This window comes from Flavobacterium gelidilacus DSM 15343, assembly GCF_000422685.1.
In the GTDB taxonomy this organism is placed as follows: domain Bacteria; phylum Bacteroidota; class Bacteroidia; order Flavobacteriales; family Flavobacteriaceae; genus Flavobacterium; species Flavobacterium gelidilacus.
Map to the genome: position 1 here is coordinate 138437 of NZ_KE383903.1, position 18930 is coordinate 157366.

Annotated in this window: 17 protein-coding genes and 1 tRNA gene; 6 read left to right on the top strand and 12 right to left on the bottom strand. The window is 29.6% G+C overall.

Going from position 1 to position 18930, the window contains the following annotated elements; all coding sequences use genetic code 11:
• Positions 1–79 precede the first annotated feature (79 nt).
• Both G507_RS0110390 and G507_RS0110395 read left to right on the top strand, forming a co-directional pair.
• The gene (locus tag G507_RS0110390; RefSeq protein WP_026717412.1) at positions 80–1393 is read left to right on the top strand and encodes a hydroxymethylglutaryl-CoA reductase, degradative; all 1314 of its coding nucleotides are present in this window, start codon (positions 80–82) and stop codon (positions 1391–1393) included.
• 197 nt (positions 1394–1590) lie between these two features.
• On the top strand, positions 1591–2505 hold the full coding sequence (locus tag G507_RS0110395; protein ID WP_035666097.1) for a GYDIA family GHMP kinase: 915 nt from the start codon (positions 1591–1593) through the stop codon (positions 2503–2505).
• Positions 2506–2576: 71 nt separating this feature from the next.
• Here the strand turns inward: G507_RS0110395 and G507_RS0110400 are convergent, their stop codons facing one another.
• From G507_RS0110400 to G507_RS0110430, 6 genes are all read right to left on the bottom strand, one after another.
• On the bottom strand, positions 2577–4676 hold the full coding sequence (locus G507_RS0110400) for a peptidylprolyl isomerase (RefSeq protein ID WP_026717414.1): 2100 nt from the start codon (positions 4674–4676) through the stop codon (positions 2577–2579).
• A 76-nt stretch (positions 4677–4752) separates the two neighbouring features.
• Positions 4753–6024, bottom strand: coding sequence for a hemolysin family protein (locus G507_RS0110405; RefSeq protein ID WP_026717415.1), 1272 nt, complete (start codon positions 6022–6024; stop codon positions 4753–4755).
• Between the two features lie 248 nt (positions 6025–6272).
• Entirely contained in the window at positions 6273–6830 is a 558-nt protein-coding gene (gene lptC / locus G507_RS0110415; RefSeq protein ID WP_035666100.1) for an LPS export ABC transporter periplasmic protein LptC, read from the bottom strand.
• Between the two features lies 1 nt (position 6831).
• A complete protein-coding gene (locus tag G507_RS0110420) occupies positions 6832–8199 on the bottom strand; it encodes a hypothetical protein (RefSeq protein WP_026717418.1) in 1368 nt (455 codons plus the stop codon).
• A gap of 16 nt (positions 8200–8215) precedes the next feature.
• Positions 8216–9466, bottom strand: coding sequence for a BamG family beta-barrel-assembly machinery protein (gene bamG / locus G507_RS0110425; protein WP_026717419.1), 1251 nt, complete (start codon positions 9464–9466; stop codon positions 8216–8218).
• On the bottom strand, positions 9463–10191 hold the full coding sequence (locus G507_RS0110430; RefSeq protein ID WP_026717420.1) for a type III pantothenate kinase: 729 nt from the start codon (positions 10189–10191) through the stop codon (positions 9463–9465). The genes bamG and G507_RS0110430 overlap by 4 nt, the downstream gene beginning before the upstream one ends.
• 100 nt (positions 10192–10291) lie before the next feature.
• On the opposite strand from G507_RS0110430, the gene G507_RS0110435 reads away from it, so the two are divergent.
• Positions 10292–10364 (top strand) — tRNA-Phe (locus tag G507_RS0110435).
• A gap of 98 nt (positions 10365–10462) precedes the next feature.
• Positions 10463–12025, top strand: coding sequence for a hypothetical protein (locus tag G507_RS0110440; RefSeq protein ID WP_026717421.1), 1563 nt, complete (start codon positions 10463–10465; stop codon positions 12023–12025).
• Positions 12026–12027: 2 nt separating this feature from the next.
• Here G507_RS0110440 and G507_RS0110445 read toward each other — a convergent pair whose 3' ends face one another.
• Genes G507_RS0110445 through G507_RS0110465 form a run of 5 tightly spaced genes read right to left on the bottom strand, consistent with a single transcriptional unit; the run spans position 12028 to position 16338 of the window.
• Positions 12028–12390 carry a nuclear transport factor 2 family protein gene (locus tag G507_RS0110445; RefSeq protein WP_026717422.1) on the bottom strand — a complete coding sequence of 121 codons (363 nt, stop codon included), beginning with the start codon at positions 12388–12390 and terminating at the stop codon, positions 12028–12030.
• Positions 12391–12430: 40 nt separating this feature from the next.
• On the bottom strand, positions 12431–13336 hold the full coding sequence (locus G507_RS0110450; RefSeq protein WP_026717423.1) for a pseudouridine synthase: 906 nt from the start codon (positions 13334–13336) through the stop codon (positions 12431–12433).
• A 28-nt stretch (positions 13337–13364) separates the two neighbouring features.
• The gene (locus tag G507_RS0110455) at positions 13365–14285 is read right to left on the bottom strand and encodes a geranylgeranylglycerol-phosphate geranylgeranyltransferase (RefSeq protein ID WP_026717424.1); all 921 of its coding nucleotides are present in this window, start codon (positions 14283–14285) and stop codon (positions 13365–13367) included.
• Positions 14286–14287: 2 nt separating this feature from the next.
• Positions 14288–15226, bottom strand: a complete 939-nt coding sequence (locus tag G507_RS0110460) for a mevalonate kinase family protein (protein WP_026717425.1) — start codon at positions 15224–15226, stop codon at positions 14288–14290.
• 35 nt (positions 15227–15261) lie between these two features.
• Positions 15262–16338 carry a diphosphomevalonate decarboxylase gene (locus tag G507_RS0110465; RefSeq protein WP_026717426.1) on the bottom strand — a complete coding sequence of 359 codons (1077 nt, stop codon included), beginning with the start codon at positions 16336–16338 and terminating at the stop codon, positions 15262–15264.
• An 80-nt stretch (positions 16339–16418) separates the two neighbouring features.
• Here G507_RS0110465 and G507_RS0110470 point away from each other — a divergent pair, with 80 nt between their 5' ends.
• The gene (locus G507_RS0110470) at positions 16419–16895 is read left to right on the top strand and encodes a TspO/MBR family protein (RefSeq protein WP_026717427.1); all 477 of its coding nucleotides are present in this window, start codon (positions 16419–16421) and stop codon (positions 16893–16895) included.
• Between the two features lie 115 nt (positions 16896–17010).
• Complete coding sequence (locus G507_RS0110475; RefSeq protein ID WP_026717428.1) at positions 17011–17571, top strand: hypothetical protein; 561 nt, start codon at positions 17011–17013, stop codon at positions 17569–17571.
• Between the two features lie 31 nt (positions 17572–17602).
• On the opposite strand, the gene G507_RS0110480 is transcribed toward G507_RS0110475, so the two are convergent.
• Positions 17603–18814, bottom strand: coding sequence for a BaiN/RdsA family NAD(P)/FAD-dependent oxidoreductase (locus tag G507_RS0110480; RefSeq protein ID WP_026717429.1), 1212 nt, complete (start codon positions 18812–18814; stop codon positions 17603–17605).
• Positions 18815–18930 lie beyond the last annotated feature (116 nt).

Sequence of the window (18930 nt, forward strand, 5' to 3'; positions counted from 1 at the left end):
TGCTTTTTATGATATATTCACAAAAAAAAGGTTGTTAAAATATGTTCTATCTTGCTTATCTTTGTAAAAAAAATACACAATGCTTCAAAATAAAGGCTTCTCTAAACTTACCAAAGAAGAAAAAATAAATTGGATTACAACCACTTACTTTTCAAATCCTGAAGAGGCTGAAAAATTAGTTAAGCAATATTGGAATTCTGATGACCAACTACAAAAGTTACATGATGAATTTATTGAAAATACTTTAACTAACTTTTATTTACCACTTGGAGTTGCTCCAAATTTTGTCATTAATGATAGAGCTTATACAATTCCTATGGCAATTGAAGAAAGTTCGGTTGTTGCTGCAGCAAGTAAATCAGCAAAATTCTGGGCAGCGCGTGGTGGATTTAAAGCAACAGTTTTAGGAACTGAAAAAATTGGTCAAGTTCACTTTTCATATTCGGGTTCTTTTGAGAAATTAAAAGTGTTTTTTAACGAAAAAAAAACGTCTTTTTATGAAGACACAGCTTCTATCACGAAAAACATGGAGAAACGTGGTGGTGGAATTTTAGATATAAAATTAGTTAATAAAACAGATAAATTAGAAAATTACTATCAATTGCATGCTACTTTTGATACGAAAGATAGTATGGGTGCAAATTTCATCAACTCTTGTCTAGAGCAATTTGCTAAAACTTTGGAAAGAGAAGCTGCTTCGTATGAAGAATTTTCTGAGACTGATAAGCAAATTCAAATCATCATGTGTATTTTGAGCAATTTTGTTCCGAATTGCGTGGTTAGAGCCGAAGTTTCTTGTAAAGTTGAAGAGTTAAATGAAGACACCGAAATTAATCCTAAAGAATTTGCTGAAAAGTTTGTAAAAGCAGTTAAAATTGCAGAAATCGAACCATACAGAGCTGTGACTCACAACAAAGGCATCATGAATGGAATTGATGCTGTAGTTTTAGCTACAGGAAATGATTTTAGAGCAGTAGAGGCTGGTGCACACGCATACGCAAGCAGAAATGGAAGCTATTCAAGTTTATCGCATGCTTCTATTGAAAATGGAGTTTTTAAATTTTGGTTGGATATTCCGTTAGCGTTAGGAACTGTTGGTGGATTAACAAGCTTACATCCTTTAGTTAAATTTTCTTTGGAAATGTTAGGAAAACCTTCTGCTCAAGATTTAATGAAAATTGTTGCAGTGACAGGTTTAGCTCAAAATTTTGCTGCTTTACGTTCGTTAACAACAACTGGAATTCAAAAAGGACACATGAAAATGCATATTCATAATATTTTGAATCAATTTCAAGCAACTAAAGAAGAAAAGGAAAAAGTTATTGCTTATTTTAACGATACAACAGCTTCTCATAGTTTGGTTGTGGATTATTTGGAAATGATTAGAAAGTAAAAAGTTAACACGAATTTCAAGAATTATCACTAATTAATTCTTTTGAAATAAAGTGTTTTAAATAAATATAGTTTTAGCATGATGAGATGCTGAAACGAGTTCAATTAAAATTTAGTTTTAGTTTCGTGAGATGCTGAAACGAGTTCAGTTAAAAATAGTTTTAGTTTCGTGAGATGCTGAAACGAGTTCAGCATAAAATGAAAAAAGAGACTTATTATAGCAACGGAAAATTATTGTTAACTGGAGAGTATTTGGTTCTTAATGGGGCAAAGTCTCTAGCTGTTCCAACAAAATTTGGTCAAGATTTGGAAGTCATTCCTAGTTTTGGGGAAAAAATAATTTGGAAAAGTTATGATTCAGATGGAAGTATTTGGTTTGAAGACGAAATTCTTTTTGATGCTATACTTGAGAAAACTTCTTTCATTGAAAATAAGGTCAAGACCACTTTAGTCGAAATTTTACACCATGCTTATTTATTGAATCCTGATTTTATTTCAAAAGCAGAAGGCTATACAATTGAAACTAAATTATCATTTCCTAGATTATGGGGTTTAGGCACTTCGTCTACGTTAATAAATAATTTAGGACAATGGTTGTCAATTGACGCATTTGAGTTGCTTACAAACAGTTTTGGAGGCAGTGGTTATGATATTGCTTGTGCACAAAACAACCAAGCAATTATTTATCATTTGGAAAATGAAAAACCTTTTTTTGAAACTGTTTCATTTAATCCAGAATTTAAAGAACATATTTATTTTGTCTATTTGAATAAAAAACAAAGTAGCAAATCAGCCATTAATAATTATTTGAACAAACAGTTTTCTTTAGAAAAAGTAAAAATTAAGATTGATAAAATTACAGCATTTGTTTCTGAAACGAATAATATTGATGATTTTATGTCTGCATTAGAAAAGCATGAAATATTATTGAGTGATGTTTTAGAACAACTTACTGTAAAAGAATCTTTATTCCCAGATTTTAAGGGAACTGTAAAAAGTTTAGGTGCTTGGGGAGGAGATTTTGTGATGGTTGTTTCAAAAGAAAATCCTTTATTTTATTTTAATAAAAAAGGATATGATACTATTTTGAAGTATGAAGAGATGATTTTGTGATTCAAACTACTTAAAACAAAAAAAATCCCGAACAAATTGCTCGGGATTTTTTATATGATAATGAATTCTTCTTATTGAATTCTTAAATCTTCAATTTCAGATTTTGCTTTTAAAGCTTCAATAGCCTTATTAGAGGCAGAACCTTGTGCTTGTGATTTAGCTTGGTTAACATATGAAGTGTAATTTGGAATTGCATTAGCTTTTACAACAGCTTTTGTTTTAACAACATAAACACCTAAAGTACCGTCAATTAAATCTGAAGTAGTTCCTGCTTTTTGAGCAAATGCTTTTCCAACAACTTTTGGTTCTGGACCAATGTTCGGCAACAAAGCACTTTTAAAAACAACGTCTGTTGCAGAAATAACAGATGCATTAGTTGCTTTTGAAACTTCTTCTAGCGTTTTGCCAGTCATTTTCTTTCTAATGATAACTGCTTTCTTTTCGTTCTTTAAAATTGGTTCAACTTGAGTTCTTGCGTTTTCAACTGAAGTCAATCCTGAATCGTTTACTGCTTTTAATTTTGCAATAACATAACCTGTTGGCACATCAAAACGTTTTACATTTCCAATTTCAGTGTCTCTTCCAAATGCCCAAAGAACTATTCCTCTTTGTGGACCTACTACTGGAATATTTTCGTCAGATGTTTTAATATTTGGTGCTTGTGTAACTTCTAATCCCATATCTTTTGCTACCTGAGCAAAATCTTTTGAATTAGCATCAGCTTCAAATTTAGAAGCTTTAGTATAGTTTTGATCAGAAGTTGCTTCAGATGGCTCATTTTTTTGAGCTACTGTTGCTAACAATACTGAATTATATTTATCCGATACTTTAATTACGTGAAAACCAAAATCTGTTTCAACAACACCGATACTTCCTACTGGGCTATCAAATACAAAATCGTTAAATGGTTTTACCATTTGGTTTGGTGCAATATTATCATATTCACCACCAGTTTGTTTTGAACCTGGATCATCTGTATTAGCAGTTGCTAAAGCTCCAAAACCAGCTGGATTTGCTTTTGCTTGAGCTAATAAACTATTTGCTAAAGCTTGTGCTTCTTCTTTCGTTCTTTTGATGCTTGGGTCAGCTCTTTCTGCTCCTTCAAAAGCAATTAAAATATGGCTAGCTTTTGCAGCTGCACCAGACTTACTCCCTACTTTTCTAGATAATTTTTGAAAACCATTATCTGAATAAGGTCCAAAAACTTCTCCTACAGGAAGGTTAAATAATTGTTCTTGATATTCTAATGGTAAATCTTTTTTTGCAACATAAGTTGAATCAAATTTAATATCAGAATTTTTGTTAACATATTCTGCAACATTAGAAGCATTTCTAAAACTTGGTATTGTATCATTAATACCAGTTTCTTTGTTATATTCTACTTTTCCATTCAATAAGCCTTGAATAGAACTTTTCATTTGATCTTCGTCAGCTTTAGATGGTTTGTTTTCAATAAAAACCAATTCTAAATCAGCCATTTTATCTGATTTGAATTTTTTCTCATTCTTTTTTATGTAAGCCATAATTTCATCATCTGAAATTTTAACTTCATCATCATTTACTGTAGCATATCCAACTGTTACAAAGTCAAAATTTACTTTGTCATTTTCTTCTTCATATAATGCTTGACCTTCAGCTTGTGTAGTTTGAATACCTGACTTTATTAATGTATAATACATTTGTTCAGTAAACATTCTTTCAACATCAGCTTCAAAAGCTTCCCATTGTGCTTTTTGCTCTGGTCCTTGCTTGTAAAAGTTAGTACTAACATATTCTTTAAACTTTGCAACATCAAATTTACCTGCTTCGTTTAAGAATTGAGGATTTGATGCAAAGTTAGGATTCTCTTTCATTACATTGATTAATTGGTCTGGACCAACACGTAATCCTAATTCCTCATACTGCTCTGCTAAGATAATTCTTTTAACTTCTTGATCCCAAACTCCATTTGAAGCTTGAACATTGCTCATACCTTGCTGTTCTGCTTGACCAACTTTTACTTGGAACTCTTGTCCCATAATGTTTTCGCCATTAACAGTACCCGCATATTTTGAACTACTACCAAAAGATCCACTTTTAATTACATCTGCTAACACAAAAGAAAATAAGGCTAGTGCGATGATTACTATTAGGAAAAATGAACGTTGTCTAATTTTTGATAAAATTGCCATTTTATAATTTGTTTATTTTTTACAGAAGGCGAAAATACAATTATCTATGAAATAATAAAATACTAAAGCGATATTTTTATCTTTTTTCTTCAGATAATGAAAGTTTTACAAGTTCAATTTTTTTATTGCTTGCAGAATGTATGATTATTTCGAAGTTTTCTATGTGAATTTTCTCTCCATTTTGAGGAAAATCTTTGGTATAATCAACAATAAAACCTCCTAAAGTAGAATAAGAATCGCTTTCCGGAATTTCTAAATTATATTTTTGATTTATAAATTCAACATCTAATCTTGCAGAAAATAAATATACTCCTTCTTCGATTTCTTCGTCAATTTTTTCTTCTCCTAAGTCATGTTCGTCTTCAATTTCACCAAAAAGTTCTTCGATTATATCTTCAATTGTGATTAAACCAGAAGTTCCACCGTATTCATCAAGAATAACAGCCATACTTTTTCTTTTTTTGGTCAAAATATCTAGCAAGTCTTTTATGAAAATAGTTTCTGGAACATATTCAATTGTCATCATTATTGACTTAGTGTCTTTTGGTTTTTTGAATAATTCAAATGAATGTACATAACCTAGTATATCATCAACTGAGTTTTGATATACAATAATTTTTGAATAGCCTGTTTTTATAAATAATTCTCTTAGTTCTTCTATACTATCTTCAATATCAACACCTGAAATTTCGGTTCTTGGTGTCATAATATCTCTAGCTTTAAGTTCGGAAAACTCTAAAGCATTTTGAAATATCTGAATTTCTGAATCAATCTCATCATTGTCAGACACTGAACTCATTTGTTCGTTGATGTAGTTTCCTAATTCTACTTTACTAAAATAATCTTGAACTTGATCACCTTCTGTTTTGAAAAATTTCATCAAGATAAAATCTGAAATCCAAATAATAAATTTAGAAACCCAATAAAACAATTGGTGAAAAAAGTAAGCTGGAACTGCGAATAATTTTATTAATTTATTAGAATAGATTTGAAAAAAAACTTTAGGTAAAAATTCTGCTGTAAATAAAATCAATAATGTTGATAAAACTGTTTGAGAAATTAGGCTTACAAATTCATCTTGAAAAAAGGGTGACAATGTTTCTAACCATTTAGTTATCAAATCACCTGTTATAAATCCGTAAATTACTAAGGCTACATTATTACCTACTAACATTGCTGTTATAAACTGTGAAGGTTTTTCGGTAAGTTTATTTAAGATGTTTGCATTAAAATTGTTTTGTCTTTTTTCAATGGACAAAAAAACTTTATTAGATGAAAAATAGGCAATTTCCATCCCAGAAAAAAAAGCTGAAAGCAATAAACAAATAACTATAATTGTTATTTCCATAAAAGTGGATTAATTATTATACTTATTTACCGTATTTATTGTTAAATCTTCTTCTAAAGAAAAACATAAACACTGCAGCAGCTGCAAGCAATAAGCTCATAGTTACACTTTCATTATTTTGATACTTTACATATGCATCGTAAACAAAAAAAGCTGCGAAAATTATATAAACGTATTGAAATAGTTTTAAAAAACTCATGGTTTAATTTTTGTCAAAAGTATAAATTTTATAAATAACTACACTATAATTAGTCTATATTATTTACTTCACCATTACTTTTCTGCATATTGAAAATTGTAAAATCTTTGCTAAAATCAACTCCAGGTCCTTGAAGAAATCCCCCTTGACCGTCTGAATATTTGAATTGTTTTTCAGTAAAAAACCATTCGTTTTTCTGATCGTAATATAATTGAGATGTTTCTAAAACTTTATTGTCATATGAAATGATTTTTACATTCCCTTGTAAGTCGATTAGGTTGGTTTTTTTATAAGACACTGCATAATCAGCATCAATATAACTTTTATTGTCTTTGTCGTCGAAAATAGTAACTTTTATACCTTTAGGAAATTCCGTATATGGGTTCTCAAGTGTACCATAATCAATCATCTTTGGACTTACTAAAATAGCTTTTACTTTACCTGAATCCGTATAAACCAAATTAATTGTATCCGCTTGACCTGATGGGATAAATGTTTTTTGATTCAGTTTTTGTACTTCTTTAAAATTACTTTCACATGAAAAAAACATAGCCACAGCGAAAACTGTGACTATGTAAGTGAATATATTTTTAAAATTCTTAATCATATTATAGGTTAGGAACTCTTACTGATTCTCCAATCCAACAATTAAAAGAGATTGTTTTTCCAGCCATATCGCCATTAAAGATATCAGTTTTAGATGGTGCATAACCATTATAAGAAGCTGCTTGTCTATTTGCAGTTGCCTTTAAAGCTGGATCTACTGCAGCAGCTTTATTTGCATATTGAGCACATAACCAATAAACGGCTCTTTTGTCAAATGGTGTTTTACCACATTCATTAGAACTACTAGCATATAATTGAGCTATTAACATGTATGCTTGACCAAATGATGGTTTTGCTACCAAAGCTTTTCTTGCATATGCTCTTGCTTGCGATTTATTTCCATTACCATACATGGTAGCAATTTTGTAATATACTTTTGCTTTTTTAGTAGCATCAGTAAACAATTGTGCAGATTGGTTAAAATATTCTAAAGCTTTAGAAGTGTTTTTAGCTCTTTGAGCAGCAACTCCTAACAAATAAGCAGATTCTGCTGTTGGGTTTAATTTATGTAATTGCTCAGATATTTTAGTAAACAAAGGATCTGAATCACAATCTTTAGCTTCTAAACGTTCAGCAGCTCTTTTTAACCAAAGTACATCTGTTTTCTTTTCTTCAAATGATTTTTGATAGAAAGGAATAAGTTTTTCACAAGTAGAAAGCAATACAATTTTTGAATCCATGCTTCCTTTTACAGTACTAAACTGCTCTAGGTTATATTCATTTCTTTCTTTAAGCCTTGTTTCTTTGTCAGTAAGCTCTTGTTGTGCTTCGATTTTATTTAATAAAACATCTAACTCATCTGAAAGACCTTTTTCTTCTAACTCAAGTTTTTCAGTGATTTCGTCATATTTGTCAAACACTTGTTGCAACTCAATACCTTTTTTACCTGCTTCATATTCATCTACAAATAATTCAAAATAAGTATATAATGCTTTAGCAGAAGTAAAATTAGCAGCATCTGTTTTAAATGCATTATCTAAATAACCGTAAGCTTCTTCTTTTGAACCTACATTATTATCTAAAAGTAACATTGCTTTTTTCACTGTATTACCTGCACCGTTTCCAGGATAATTCTTATCATGTTCGCCATATAAAGCAACTAAGTCTTTTACTTCTTTTTCTTTTTCTTCTGGTGTTTGTGCATTGTCTAATTTATGCTTTAAAATAAACTCACCATAAATATAAATTGCTTTGTGATAAGCAGGACATTCCTTTCTCATACTTTGTAAATATGGATAGGCATCATTATAATCTTTAGACTTAGTAAATTGTACTAAATATTGTAAATCTTCAGTACATTTATCACTTGACTGAGCATTAGTTAAAAAACTAACTGCTATTAATAACACTAATGTTAATTTCGTTTTCATTTTATAAAAGTTTGTATTAATCATATTTTCTTTTTTCGAACCATAAATCATTTAAAGATAAACCTACGCTTATATTAAAATAATTTTCTTCTATTAAATTATTGTAGATAGTTCCTTTCTTTCCGTATTCAAAACCAAGATTGATATTTGAGAATCTTCCCCCTACTGGTAAACCTAGACCAAAATTTATGCCATAATCATTAATTTGCTTAGAATTTATTATTAGACCTGTGTTCTCATATCTAAATCCAGCTCTATAATTAACTCTACTCCAGTAACTTGTAAAAGAATTGTATTTAGGAATAAAATTTCCACCAACTATTATTTTTTGAGAGTTTTCGAATGTTGCGTTGTTAATATCGTCAAATCTATTTCCTAATTTACTATTTTCTTGGTAAATATATTCCAAACCTACAAACCATTTTTTAGGCAAACCAATTCCTGCACCAAGTGTATATTTGGCAGGAATAACTAATTTAGTATCTGCAACTTCTAAATCATCGTTATCATTTACAAACTCCACTCCACTTACTGTGTATGAAATAGTAGCAAGATTTCTAGAATTAACTGAATTCAATTTTGACTCAGGAGAATACCCAAAACTAGTATTCAATGTTAATTTATTAGCTAAACTTTTTGTGTACAACAATGCAAAGTTGGCAGAAAGACCGGTTATATTTGATTGATTATTTTCTCTTGATCCTAAAATCACGTCTGGGAGAAACACAACAGATTCAGTTTCTATTGTTCCAAAATTATATTGAATATCTAGACCAGCACTGAAGTTATTAGAAAAATTATAAGCTGCACCAGCAAAAACTTTATTAATTCCACCTTGACCAGTAAATCTTGCAGTTCTAAGATCTCCCTCCAATGACTGATTTTGAATTTTATAACCTACTGCTGAAAATGGCATAAGACCAAATGCTGCTCCAAATTTTCCTAAAGGAAGACCAACGGCTAGATAATCTATAGTTGTTCTTTGAGCCGTTTCTTTACCTTGTTCGCTAGATAAATTATTGTAGCTTGTTGTTCCCCCAACTGTAAAGTTTGTGATTTTTAGTCTCGAATAAGTAGCTGGATTCAATAAGTTTAAATGTATTGAGTCATAGGCAACACCTAACCCTCCCATAGCTCTAGCGTCATGTGTACCTTTAAATTTAATATCTCCTAAACCATAAAAAGAATATGGTGAAGAAGTTCCTTCTTGTGCTGAAACAACTAGTGTTGTGAGGAAAATTAATGCAAGAAATAATTTCTTTATCATTGTATGTTATATTGATATAATAAGTTCAAACTCTCTAGTAAGAAATTTGAATTGGCAAATATGGGGTTTTTTAATCTTTTAGCCAAAAAAAGTGCATCGCCACCTGTTAAAATTATTGTTAAATATTTATTTTCTCTTAAATAATCGCTAATAAAGCCTTCTATTTCATGTATCACTCCGTTAACAACACCTGAATGAATGGATTGGTTTGTAGAATTACCTAGATATGAATCTGGTTCTTCTGCATCTAATTTTGGTAATTTGGTAGTATAATAATTTAGCGCTTTATACCTCATTTCTATTCCAGGAGAAATTGCTCCACCAAAGTAATTTTTATTTTCATCTACAAAATCATATGTTATACATGAACCAGCATCAATTATTAAACAATTTTGATTTGGAAATTTCAAAACTGCCCCTGATACTATTACTTTTCTATCCATTCCTAGCGTTAAAGGTGTTGCATATTTGTTTTCAAAAGGAAATTTACTCTCATTAGTAAGAAAATATAATTTATTCGTACTTTTAATTAGTAAAAAAACCTCTTCTGACACATTTGAAACGCTTGAAATGATTGTTTTATTACATTTTGGAAATTTTTTAAAAATTTTTTTTAACCCTTCCAATAAAGTTTCATTTATATAATCTTCTTTCAAAATAACTGTATCTTGTTCAAAAACAGCTACTTTAATTTTTGTATTCCCAACATCAATTGCTAATATCATTTTTATATTTTAAAACTTCAAAGATACAAATTGATTTTTTTTAAAAATTGTTTTGTATAAATTAAAAATCATTCTATATTTGCACTCGCAACAGCGAAAAGGTACCTTAGCTCAGATGGTAGAGCAATGGACTGAAAATCCATGTGTCCCTGGTTCGATCCCTGGAGGTACCACTTACAACCCTTGATTTCTTTAAGATTTCAAGGGTTTTTTGTTTCTACTCCTTTTAAGTTTTAAATAATTCATACATTTAATGTTTAAAACAAATTTTATGAATAAGACCAAAAAAATCCTTTTTACTTCTATTGGAATATTTTTTTTCCTAGGACTTTTAAATCTAGGCATAAATTTATGGGTTGAAACCAAACTACCCAAACTTATTAACAATGAAAACAATACAGATTACAATATCGTTTATGAAGATATTGATTTATCTATTTGGAATTCAAAAATCACTGCTTATAATATTCAAATAAGTCCAAAGGAAAGTTTAAAAAATTCTGAAAAAAAAATTGGCCTTTTTGCAAGTATTGATATAATTGAGGTAAATAAATTTGATATTTGGAGTATATTATTTGGTAAAAAAATCAAAGCAAATAACTTAGTAATATCCAAACCTTCTGTAATTCTTTATAAAAACAATGTAAATGCAATAAACAATTACAGTAGTATAAATTCAAAAGTATTTAAACCATTTGAAAAAATAATTATAGTTTCTAACTTGGTTATCAACAAAGGAAACTTTAAAATCCTTAACATTAGAGACAATATTGAAATAATAAAGGCAAATAATATTAATTTTAAATTAGAAGGAATTGTTTTAAATGAAAAAACTTTGACTGAAAAAATCCCACTTTCATTCCACAATTACTCCTTTTTTTGTGATTACATACATTACAATGTTAATGCCTTTTATGAAATTAAAGGGGAGGAAATTAAAATTACAAAAGAAGGTTTTAATATTAAAAATTTTAAGTTAACGCCAAAATATAGTCGAAAAGAATTTGTTAAAAAACTACCAAAGGAAAAAGACATATATACAATTCTAGCAGATGACATCTCAATAAATAAAATGGTCTGGGGCTTTAAAGACGAGAGACTCTATTTTAAATCCAACACAGTCATTTTAGACAAGGTTGCAGCCAATATCTACAGAGGAAAAATGCCAACTGACGATTTATCCAAAAAAGAATTATACAACAACTTATTACGGAATTTAAAAACTGACATTAAAGTTGACTCCTTACTAATTAAAAATTCCTATCTGACTTATGAAGAAGAAAAAACTTTTGAAAAAGGTTCCGGGAAATTATATTTCAGCAATTTTAATTTGACTGCTGAAAATATAGAAAGTGGTTACAAAAAGTCTAATCTTCCTGATGTAAAGATTAGAGTCAATTGCAACTTTATGAAGAAATCACCCTTAAAAGTTGATTGGTCTTTTAATGTTTTAGATAAAACTGAGGGTTTTAAAATTGCTGGTTCGGTAAAAAAATTCAACACCGAAGAATTAGAAGATTTCACAAAACCTTATATGAATATCAAAATTAAAGGGGAATTAGAAACTGTTAATTTTAATTTTGCAGGAAATGATCTTATTAACAAAGGGAAATTTTCAATAAAATACGATAATCTAAAAGTTGAAATTTATCAAAATGACAAACGCTTAAATAAAAACAAATTCTTATCTACTATTGGGAATTTATTTGTGAAAAATGATTCTGATGACGAAATAAAAACAACTGAAATTGAAGTTGAACGTAATCAAGAAAAATCGTTTTATAATTTTCTTTGGATAAGTATTGCTGATGGATTAAAACAAATTCTTTTATAGTTCTATCCGTGATAAACTTTCGATTTTGTTATTTTACCTTCTCTAATTTCAAGAACTTCTGCCACTAACATATCTTCTTCACCTTCAACTTTACGAACATACTCCATGAAAACTCTGTCAGAATTAGCTGTTAGCGATTTCAATTCATATTCTAATGTTGGTAGTTTATCAAATGCATCTTGCCACCAAACTCGCATAGCATCTACTCCAATTACTAAACCATTTGTTTCTGGCTGACGAATTTTTAATTTCGGACTGTAATGTGCAGCATCACTTTCGTATAAGGATAGTAATTTATCTAGTTGTTTAGCATTAAAAGCTTCAAACCAACGAAAAGCAATTGATTGTAATGATTCTGGTGTCATATTTTGATTAAAAAATCCCGAATGAATCGGGATTAAGTTGTTAAATATTTTTTATGTTTATTATTTCTTGTTCTGTTAAGAAACGATAATTTCCTCTTGGCAAGTTCTTTTTAGTTAAACCTGCAAATGTTACTCTATCTAATTTAATAACGTCATATTTAAGGTGTTCGAATATTTTTCTAACTACCTTAATGTTTGCAGTTTTCATTTTTATACCAATTTCACTTTTTGGCTGATCATCAATATAAGTTACTTCTTCAACATAAACTCTATGCGTATCAATTGTTAAACCTGAAATAATTTTTTCCAAATCTTCATAACGCAAGTTTTTATCTAAAGTAACTTGATATAATTTACTAGTTTTCTGATTTGGTTCTGTGAATTTTCTTATAATATCTGTGTCATTTGTAAACAATAACAAACCAGTTGTTGTTTTATCCATTCTTCCAACAGGTTGAATTTTTGACTTAGTAGCACTTCGCACTAAATCTAAAACACTTGGTGAATAAATATCATCATCTCCTGCCGTTGAAAAGTTTTTAGGCTTATTCAATAAAATATATTCTTTCTTTTCTGGATTTAATTTAACTCCATCAAAAATAACTTCATCTGTTAACTTAACTCGATGTCCCATTTCTGTTACAACGATACCGTTTACCTTTACATTTCCACTTTGAATATAGATGTCAGCATCTCTTCTGCTACACATTCCTGAATTCGAAATATATTTATTTAAACGTAATTCGTCTGGATTTTTTGGTGTTTTTGGTGCCTGATTTGGTTTTTTTTCTGGTTTAGGCTCCGCTTTTAAATCTGGTTTTATTTTTGAACTTGCTTTTTTTCTTATAGGTCCATTCCCTCTCGAAGTACTAGGCTTTTTTGTTCCACCTTGTCTTGAAGAAGTTCCTTTTTTCTTATCATTATTGTTTCCTTGATGACGCGTCATTTTATTCTAATTTTTTGCAAAGATATAACTAATAAGCGGAAATAAGTTTTTTTCCGTGTAACAAAACTGAAGGCTCTATTAAAACTATACAAAAAACTCCAGAAACAATGATGAATTTTAATAGAAAATGTAACTTGAGATATTCTGGTTTTGTTTTAGCTTTTCCCAATTTAAGTAAAAAGAACATTAAAATAAGTAAGCTTATATAAAAATAAATATCCATATAACCTACGTTAAAAACATCAACCAAATAATAAACTGGAATTACTGTAGAAATAGTTAAAACTGCAATTATATTTTTGGCTACTTTTTCTCCAAACAAAACTGGAATAGTTTTATAATTAGAAACTAAATCTCCTTCTATATTCTCTAAATCTTTAATTAATTCTCTGATTAAAAGAAGCAAATACAGAAACATAGCATGTGCAAAAATAACATTATAAAAGTTTTTATAGTAAAGTAAAATACCGAAAAAAGGCAAAACAGCTAAAACAGAAGCGGTAATATTGCCAATAATTGGATATTTTTTTAATTTATGAGAATAAAACCAAATGAGAAATATGTAGGTTGAAAAAAACAACATCGCTCTCCACGAAACTATACTTGCAATTAGAGCTACTATAAAGTTAATGGTAAAGTATACTGTTAATTTAGTTTTTTGACTTACTAATCTATCAATCATGACTTTTCTTGGCCGATTGATTAAATCTTTTTGTGCGTCATAAAAATTATTAATAATATAACCAGAAGCAATTGTTAAGGAAGAAGCCAAAACCAAAATAAACAATTGATAATCTAAGATTACATCTAATGCTCTTATTTCAGGTGAAAGAATAAAAATAGACGCTAGATATTGTGCCAACACAATTACAAAAATGTTATAGCCTCTAATAACAGAAAAAAAACTGAAAACTTTAGATAATAAAAATTTTGTTTTTCTAGTTAACATCACTAAAACTGGTAAACTACTTCTAATTTATAGTCTTTTAAAGACTCTTTAGCTTTTTCAATATCTTGAGTAAATCCCAAAATATATCCACCACCACCAGAACCACAAAGTTTTAAGTAATAATCGTTTGATTCAATTCCGTTTTGCCATAATGAATGAAATTGTTCCGGAATCATAGGTTTAAAGTTATTTAAAACTACTTTAGATAATTTCTTTGTATTAGCAAATAAAGATTTGATATCACCATGTAAAAAGTTTTCTACACAAGCATCTGTATGTTTAATGAATTGAGATTTTAACATTTTACGAAAACCCTGATCTTTAAGGTTTTCCATAAAGATACTTACCATTGGTGCTGTTTCTCCAACAATTCCTGAATCTAATAAGAAAACCGCTCCTTTTCCATTTACACTTTGTGTAGGAATTCCAGTCGCTTCAATATTATCTTTTGAATTAATAAGAATTGGTAAACTCAAATAACTATTTAAAGGATCTAAACCAGAACTTTTCCCATGAAAAAATGATTCCATATTAGAAAAAACAGCTTTTAATTGCAATAGTTTATCTCTAGTTAAATTTTCTAAAACTGTAATTTTATCTGAAGCATATTTATCATAGATTGCAGCTACCAAAGCACCACTACTTCCAACGCCATATCCTTGAGGAATACTTGAATCGAAGTACATACCGTTTGCAATATCCTTTTTTAAAGCTTCATTGTCAAACTTAACCAAGGTTGGTTGTTCAACTTGCAATTGTATTAAATATTCAAAAAAACGATCTAAACTTTTATTTGAATTGATGGCTTCTTGAGACGGATTTTCATCTGTTTTTAAAGCTCCATTATAAAAATTATAAGGAATTGATAGCCCTTTTGAGTCTTCAATAATTCCATATTCTCCAAAGAGTAATATTTTTGAGTAAAATAATGGTCCTTTCATAAAGTGTTTAGATTGGGTTGTGTAAAGTTACAAAATTATTTTGATTCTGCACCATTTCCTATTTGATCGCAAATATAATGCCCATTTTGACAAAAGGCAACTAATTCATCCTTAATAAATTGTAATACTTTTACGGAAACGTTTTCGGGATATAAAATATGCACATTAGCTCCAGCATCAAGCGTAAAACAGACTGGAATATTAGTTTCGTTTCTAAATTTCCAAATTTTATTGATTATTTCTAATGTATTCGGTTTCATCAAAATAAAATAGGGCATTGAAGTCATCATCATAGCATGAAGGGTTAAAGCTTCACTTTCAACGATTTTTATAAACTCTTCTATATTTCCTTCTGACAGTATTTTGGTAATTTTAGCTAAATTATCATGGGCTTGTTCAAATCTTTTTTCTGCATATGGATGATCAAACATCAATTCATGACCAACAGTACTTGAAACTTGCTTTTCTCCTTTATCAACTAGCAATATAGTATCTTGGTAATTATTGAAATTCTTATGAATATTATTAAATTCTACTCCAAATAGGTCTGAACTTTCTGCTATAGATTCATTTTTTCCCCAAACAACAACTTCTCCTTTTATACTTCTACAAGCACTTCCACTTCCTAAACGAGCTAAAAATGATGCTTTTCTATAGAATAAATCATCCGTTAAATTTGAGTTTATTTCTTTTTCCAAAGACATTACATTCATGGCTAACGCTGCCATTCCCGATGCCGAAGAGGCTATTCCTGAACTGTGAGGAAAAGTATTTTGAGTATCAATAACAATGTGATATTCTTTTAAATAAGGACAATAGGTTTCAATTCGCTGAAAGAATTTTAAAATTTTAGGTTTAAAATCTTCTTTTGGTTTTCCTTCAAACAACAAATCAAATAAAAAATCGTTTTTGGATTTCTTTTTAGTGAAATTTACTTTAGTAATTGTTTTGCAATTGTTTAAGGTAAAACTTATAGATGGGTTTGCTGGAATCTGATTTTCCTTTTTTCCCCAATATTTGACTAATGCAATATTACTTGGCGCACTACATTCGAAAGCCGCGTAGTCAATACTCGAATAACTTGAAACAATAAAATCCTTTTCGGAAAGCATACTTTAAAATTTTAACAAAGATACTTTTTTTGTCTATTTATTAAATTGATATTTCGTTAATTTGTACAAAACATTTTAAGATGAACAAATACGTTAAAATAATAATCACAGTAGCAATCTGTTTAACCGTTGGTTATTTATCGTCAATAGTTACCCAATCAAGTATTCAAACTTGGTATCCTACAATAATAAAACCTTCTTTTAATCCCCCAAATTGGGTATTTGCACCAGTATGGACTCTACTCTTTATTTTAATGGGAATTTCGGCTGGACTAATTTGGGATAAATTAGATGAAAACAAAGAATTAGTAAAAAAGGGCCTTTTCTTTTTTGGAGTTCAATTGGGTTTGAATGCAATGTGGAGTTATTTGTTCTTTGGGTTAAACAACCTTTTATTAGCCAGTCTTGAAATAGTTTTGCTTTTACTTATTATTTATGAAACTTTTCTGATTTTCAAGAAGATAGACAAAAAAGCCTCTTATTTACTTATTCCTTATATGTTGTGGGTTGCTTTTGCTACACTTCTAACTGTTACGATTTATTTTCTTAATCGATAATTATTGGCCAAAACAAGCATCTATTTAATTTTCAGATAATTAGTACTGTTGTTTCCAGTTTTTTTTCTATTTTTATAAAGTCAAATTTATTTAAATACATTTATATATAAATTCTATGGAAACAACTAGTTTATTAGTCGCATTATTTGTTGGAATTATTTGCGGAATTGTTGGTTATTTTATTGGTAAAGGCAATCAAAACTCTTTAAAAAAAGATGAACATAATTACAAAAGTGATTTAGAGGCTTGCAATCAAAGAAATAGTCAACTGCAAACCGATTTAGATGCTCTGCGAATTCAAGCAAAAAAACCTATAGTTGAGAAAGCTACTTTTGTTTCTAAGACAACTAAAACTGCTACAACATCAGTCATTGCCTTTAATGCAGATGCAGCAAAAGCTGTTTTTGGCAAGAAAATAATAGAAGATGATTTAAAACTTGTGGAAGGAATTGGTCCAAAAATCGAAGAATTATTTAAAACTTCAGGCATTTTAACTTGGAAAAGATTATCAGAAACATCTGTAGATAGATGTAACAAAATACTTCACAAAGCTGGTGAAAGATATAAAATTCATGATCCAGGAACTTGGCCAAGACAATCTAAATTAGCTTACCAAGGTAAATGGCAAAAACTAAAAGATTGGCAAGACAAACTTGACAAAGGAAGAGAAAAATAAATCATGAAACCTTGTGAAAGCAAGGTTTTTTTTATGCAATTGATTGAGCTACAATAAATCCTCCAGTCCAAGCGTTTTGAAAATTGAATCCACCAGTAATAGCATCAATATTTAGAATTTCTCCAGCAAAATATATGTTTGGAATTACTTTACTTTCCATAGTTTTGAAGTTGACTTCTTTTAAATCGATTCCACCAGCTGTTACAAATTCTTCTTTGAAGGTGCTTTTTCCATTTACTTGAAATTCCCCAGCCGTTAATTGAGTTGCTAAAGCATTTAATTCTGTTTTATTGCAATCTGCCCAAGTAGTTTCTGCTGAAATCCCTGATGCTAGAACTAAACGTTCCCACAAACGGTTTGGCATTTCTATTGGTGACTTTTTCGAGATTACTTTTTTAGCATTTTCAATTTTTATATCTTTTAATAAATCAATAGCTTCATCAAAAGTAGTTTCATTTAACCAGTTTACTAGAATCGCAAAATGATAATTTTTATCGAACAACTCTCTTGCTCCCCAAGCTGAAAGTCTTAATATTCCTGGCCCAGACATTCCCCAATGAGTTATTAATAAAGGTCCAAAAGCTTCTAATTTTGATTTTTTTACTTTGACTGATGCAAATGTTGACAATCCCATTAAATCTTTTAATCTAGCATCTTTAATGTTAAATGTAAACAAAGAAGGAACCGCTGAAACTATTGAATGCCCAAGTGATTCTAGCATTTCCCACATTTTTGGGTTGCTTCCTGTCGTTATAACTACTTTTTCTGCTAAAAAGGTATCTGTTTTGGTTTGGACTTTAAAATCTGTTTCCGTTTTGTAAATAGACTGTACACTTTGACTTATTAAAATATCAATCCCTAAATCTTGAGTGGCTTTTGTAAAACAATCGATTATGGTTTCTGATGAATCTGATTCTGGAAACATTCTTCCGTCTTCTTCTGTTTTTAGAGTTATACCTCGCTTTTCGAACCATTCAATTGTATCTCCTGAACAAAATTGATGAAATGGTCCACGTAATTCTTTTTCACCTCTAGGATAAAACTTGACTATATCATTTGGCACAAAACAGGCATGCGTTACATTGCATCTTCCACCACCAGAAATTCTAACTTTTTCCAAAGTCGTTTTTCCTCTTTCGAGAATGGCTACTTTTAAACTAGGGTTGTTTTCAACAATATTGATTGCTGTAAAAAATCCAGCTGCTCCACCACCTATGATAACTATGTCGTAATTAGTATTCAATGTTTTATCTTTTTTTTGCAAATATCGTGATTTATAAACGAATTATGCGCTGGATAGTAATGAAAAGCCCGTAAAGAACAAAAACCAATAGAACTTGACTTGGAAAAGCGACCAAA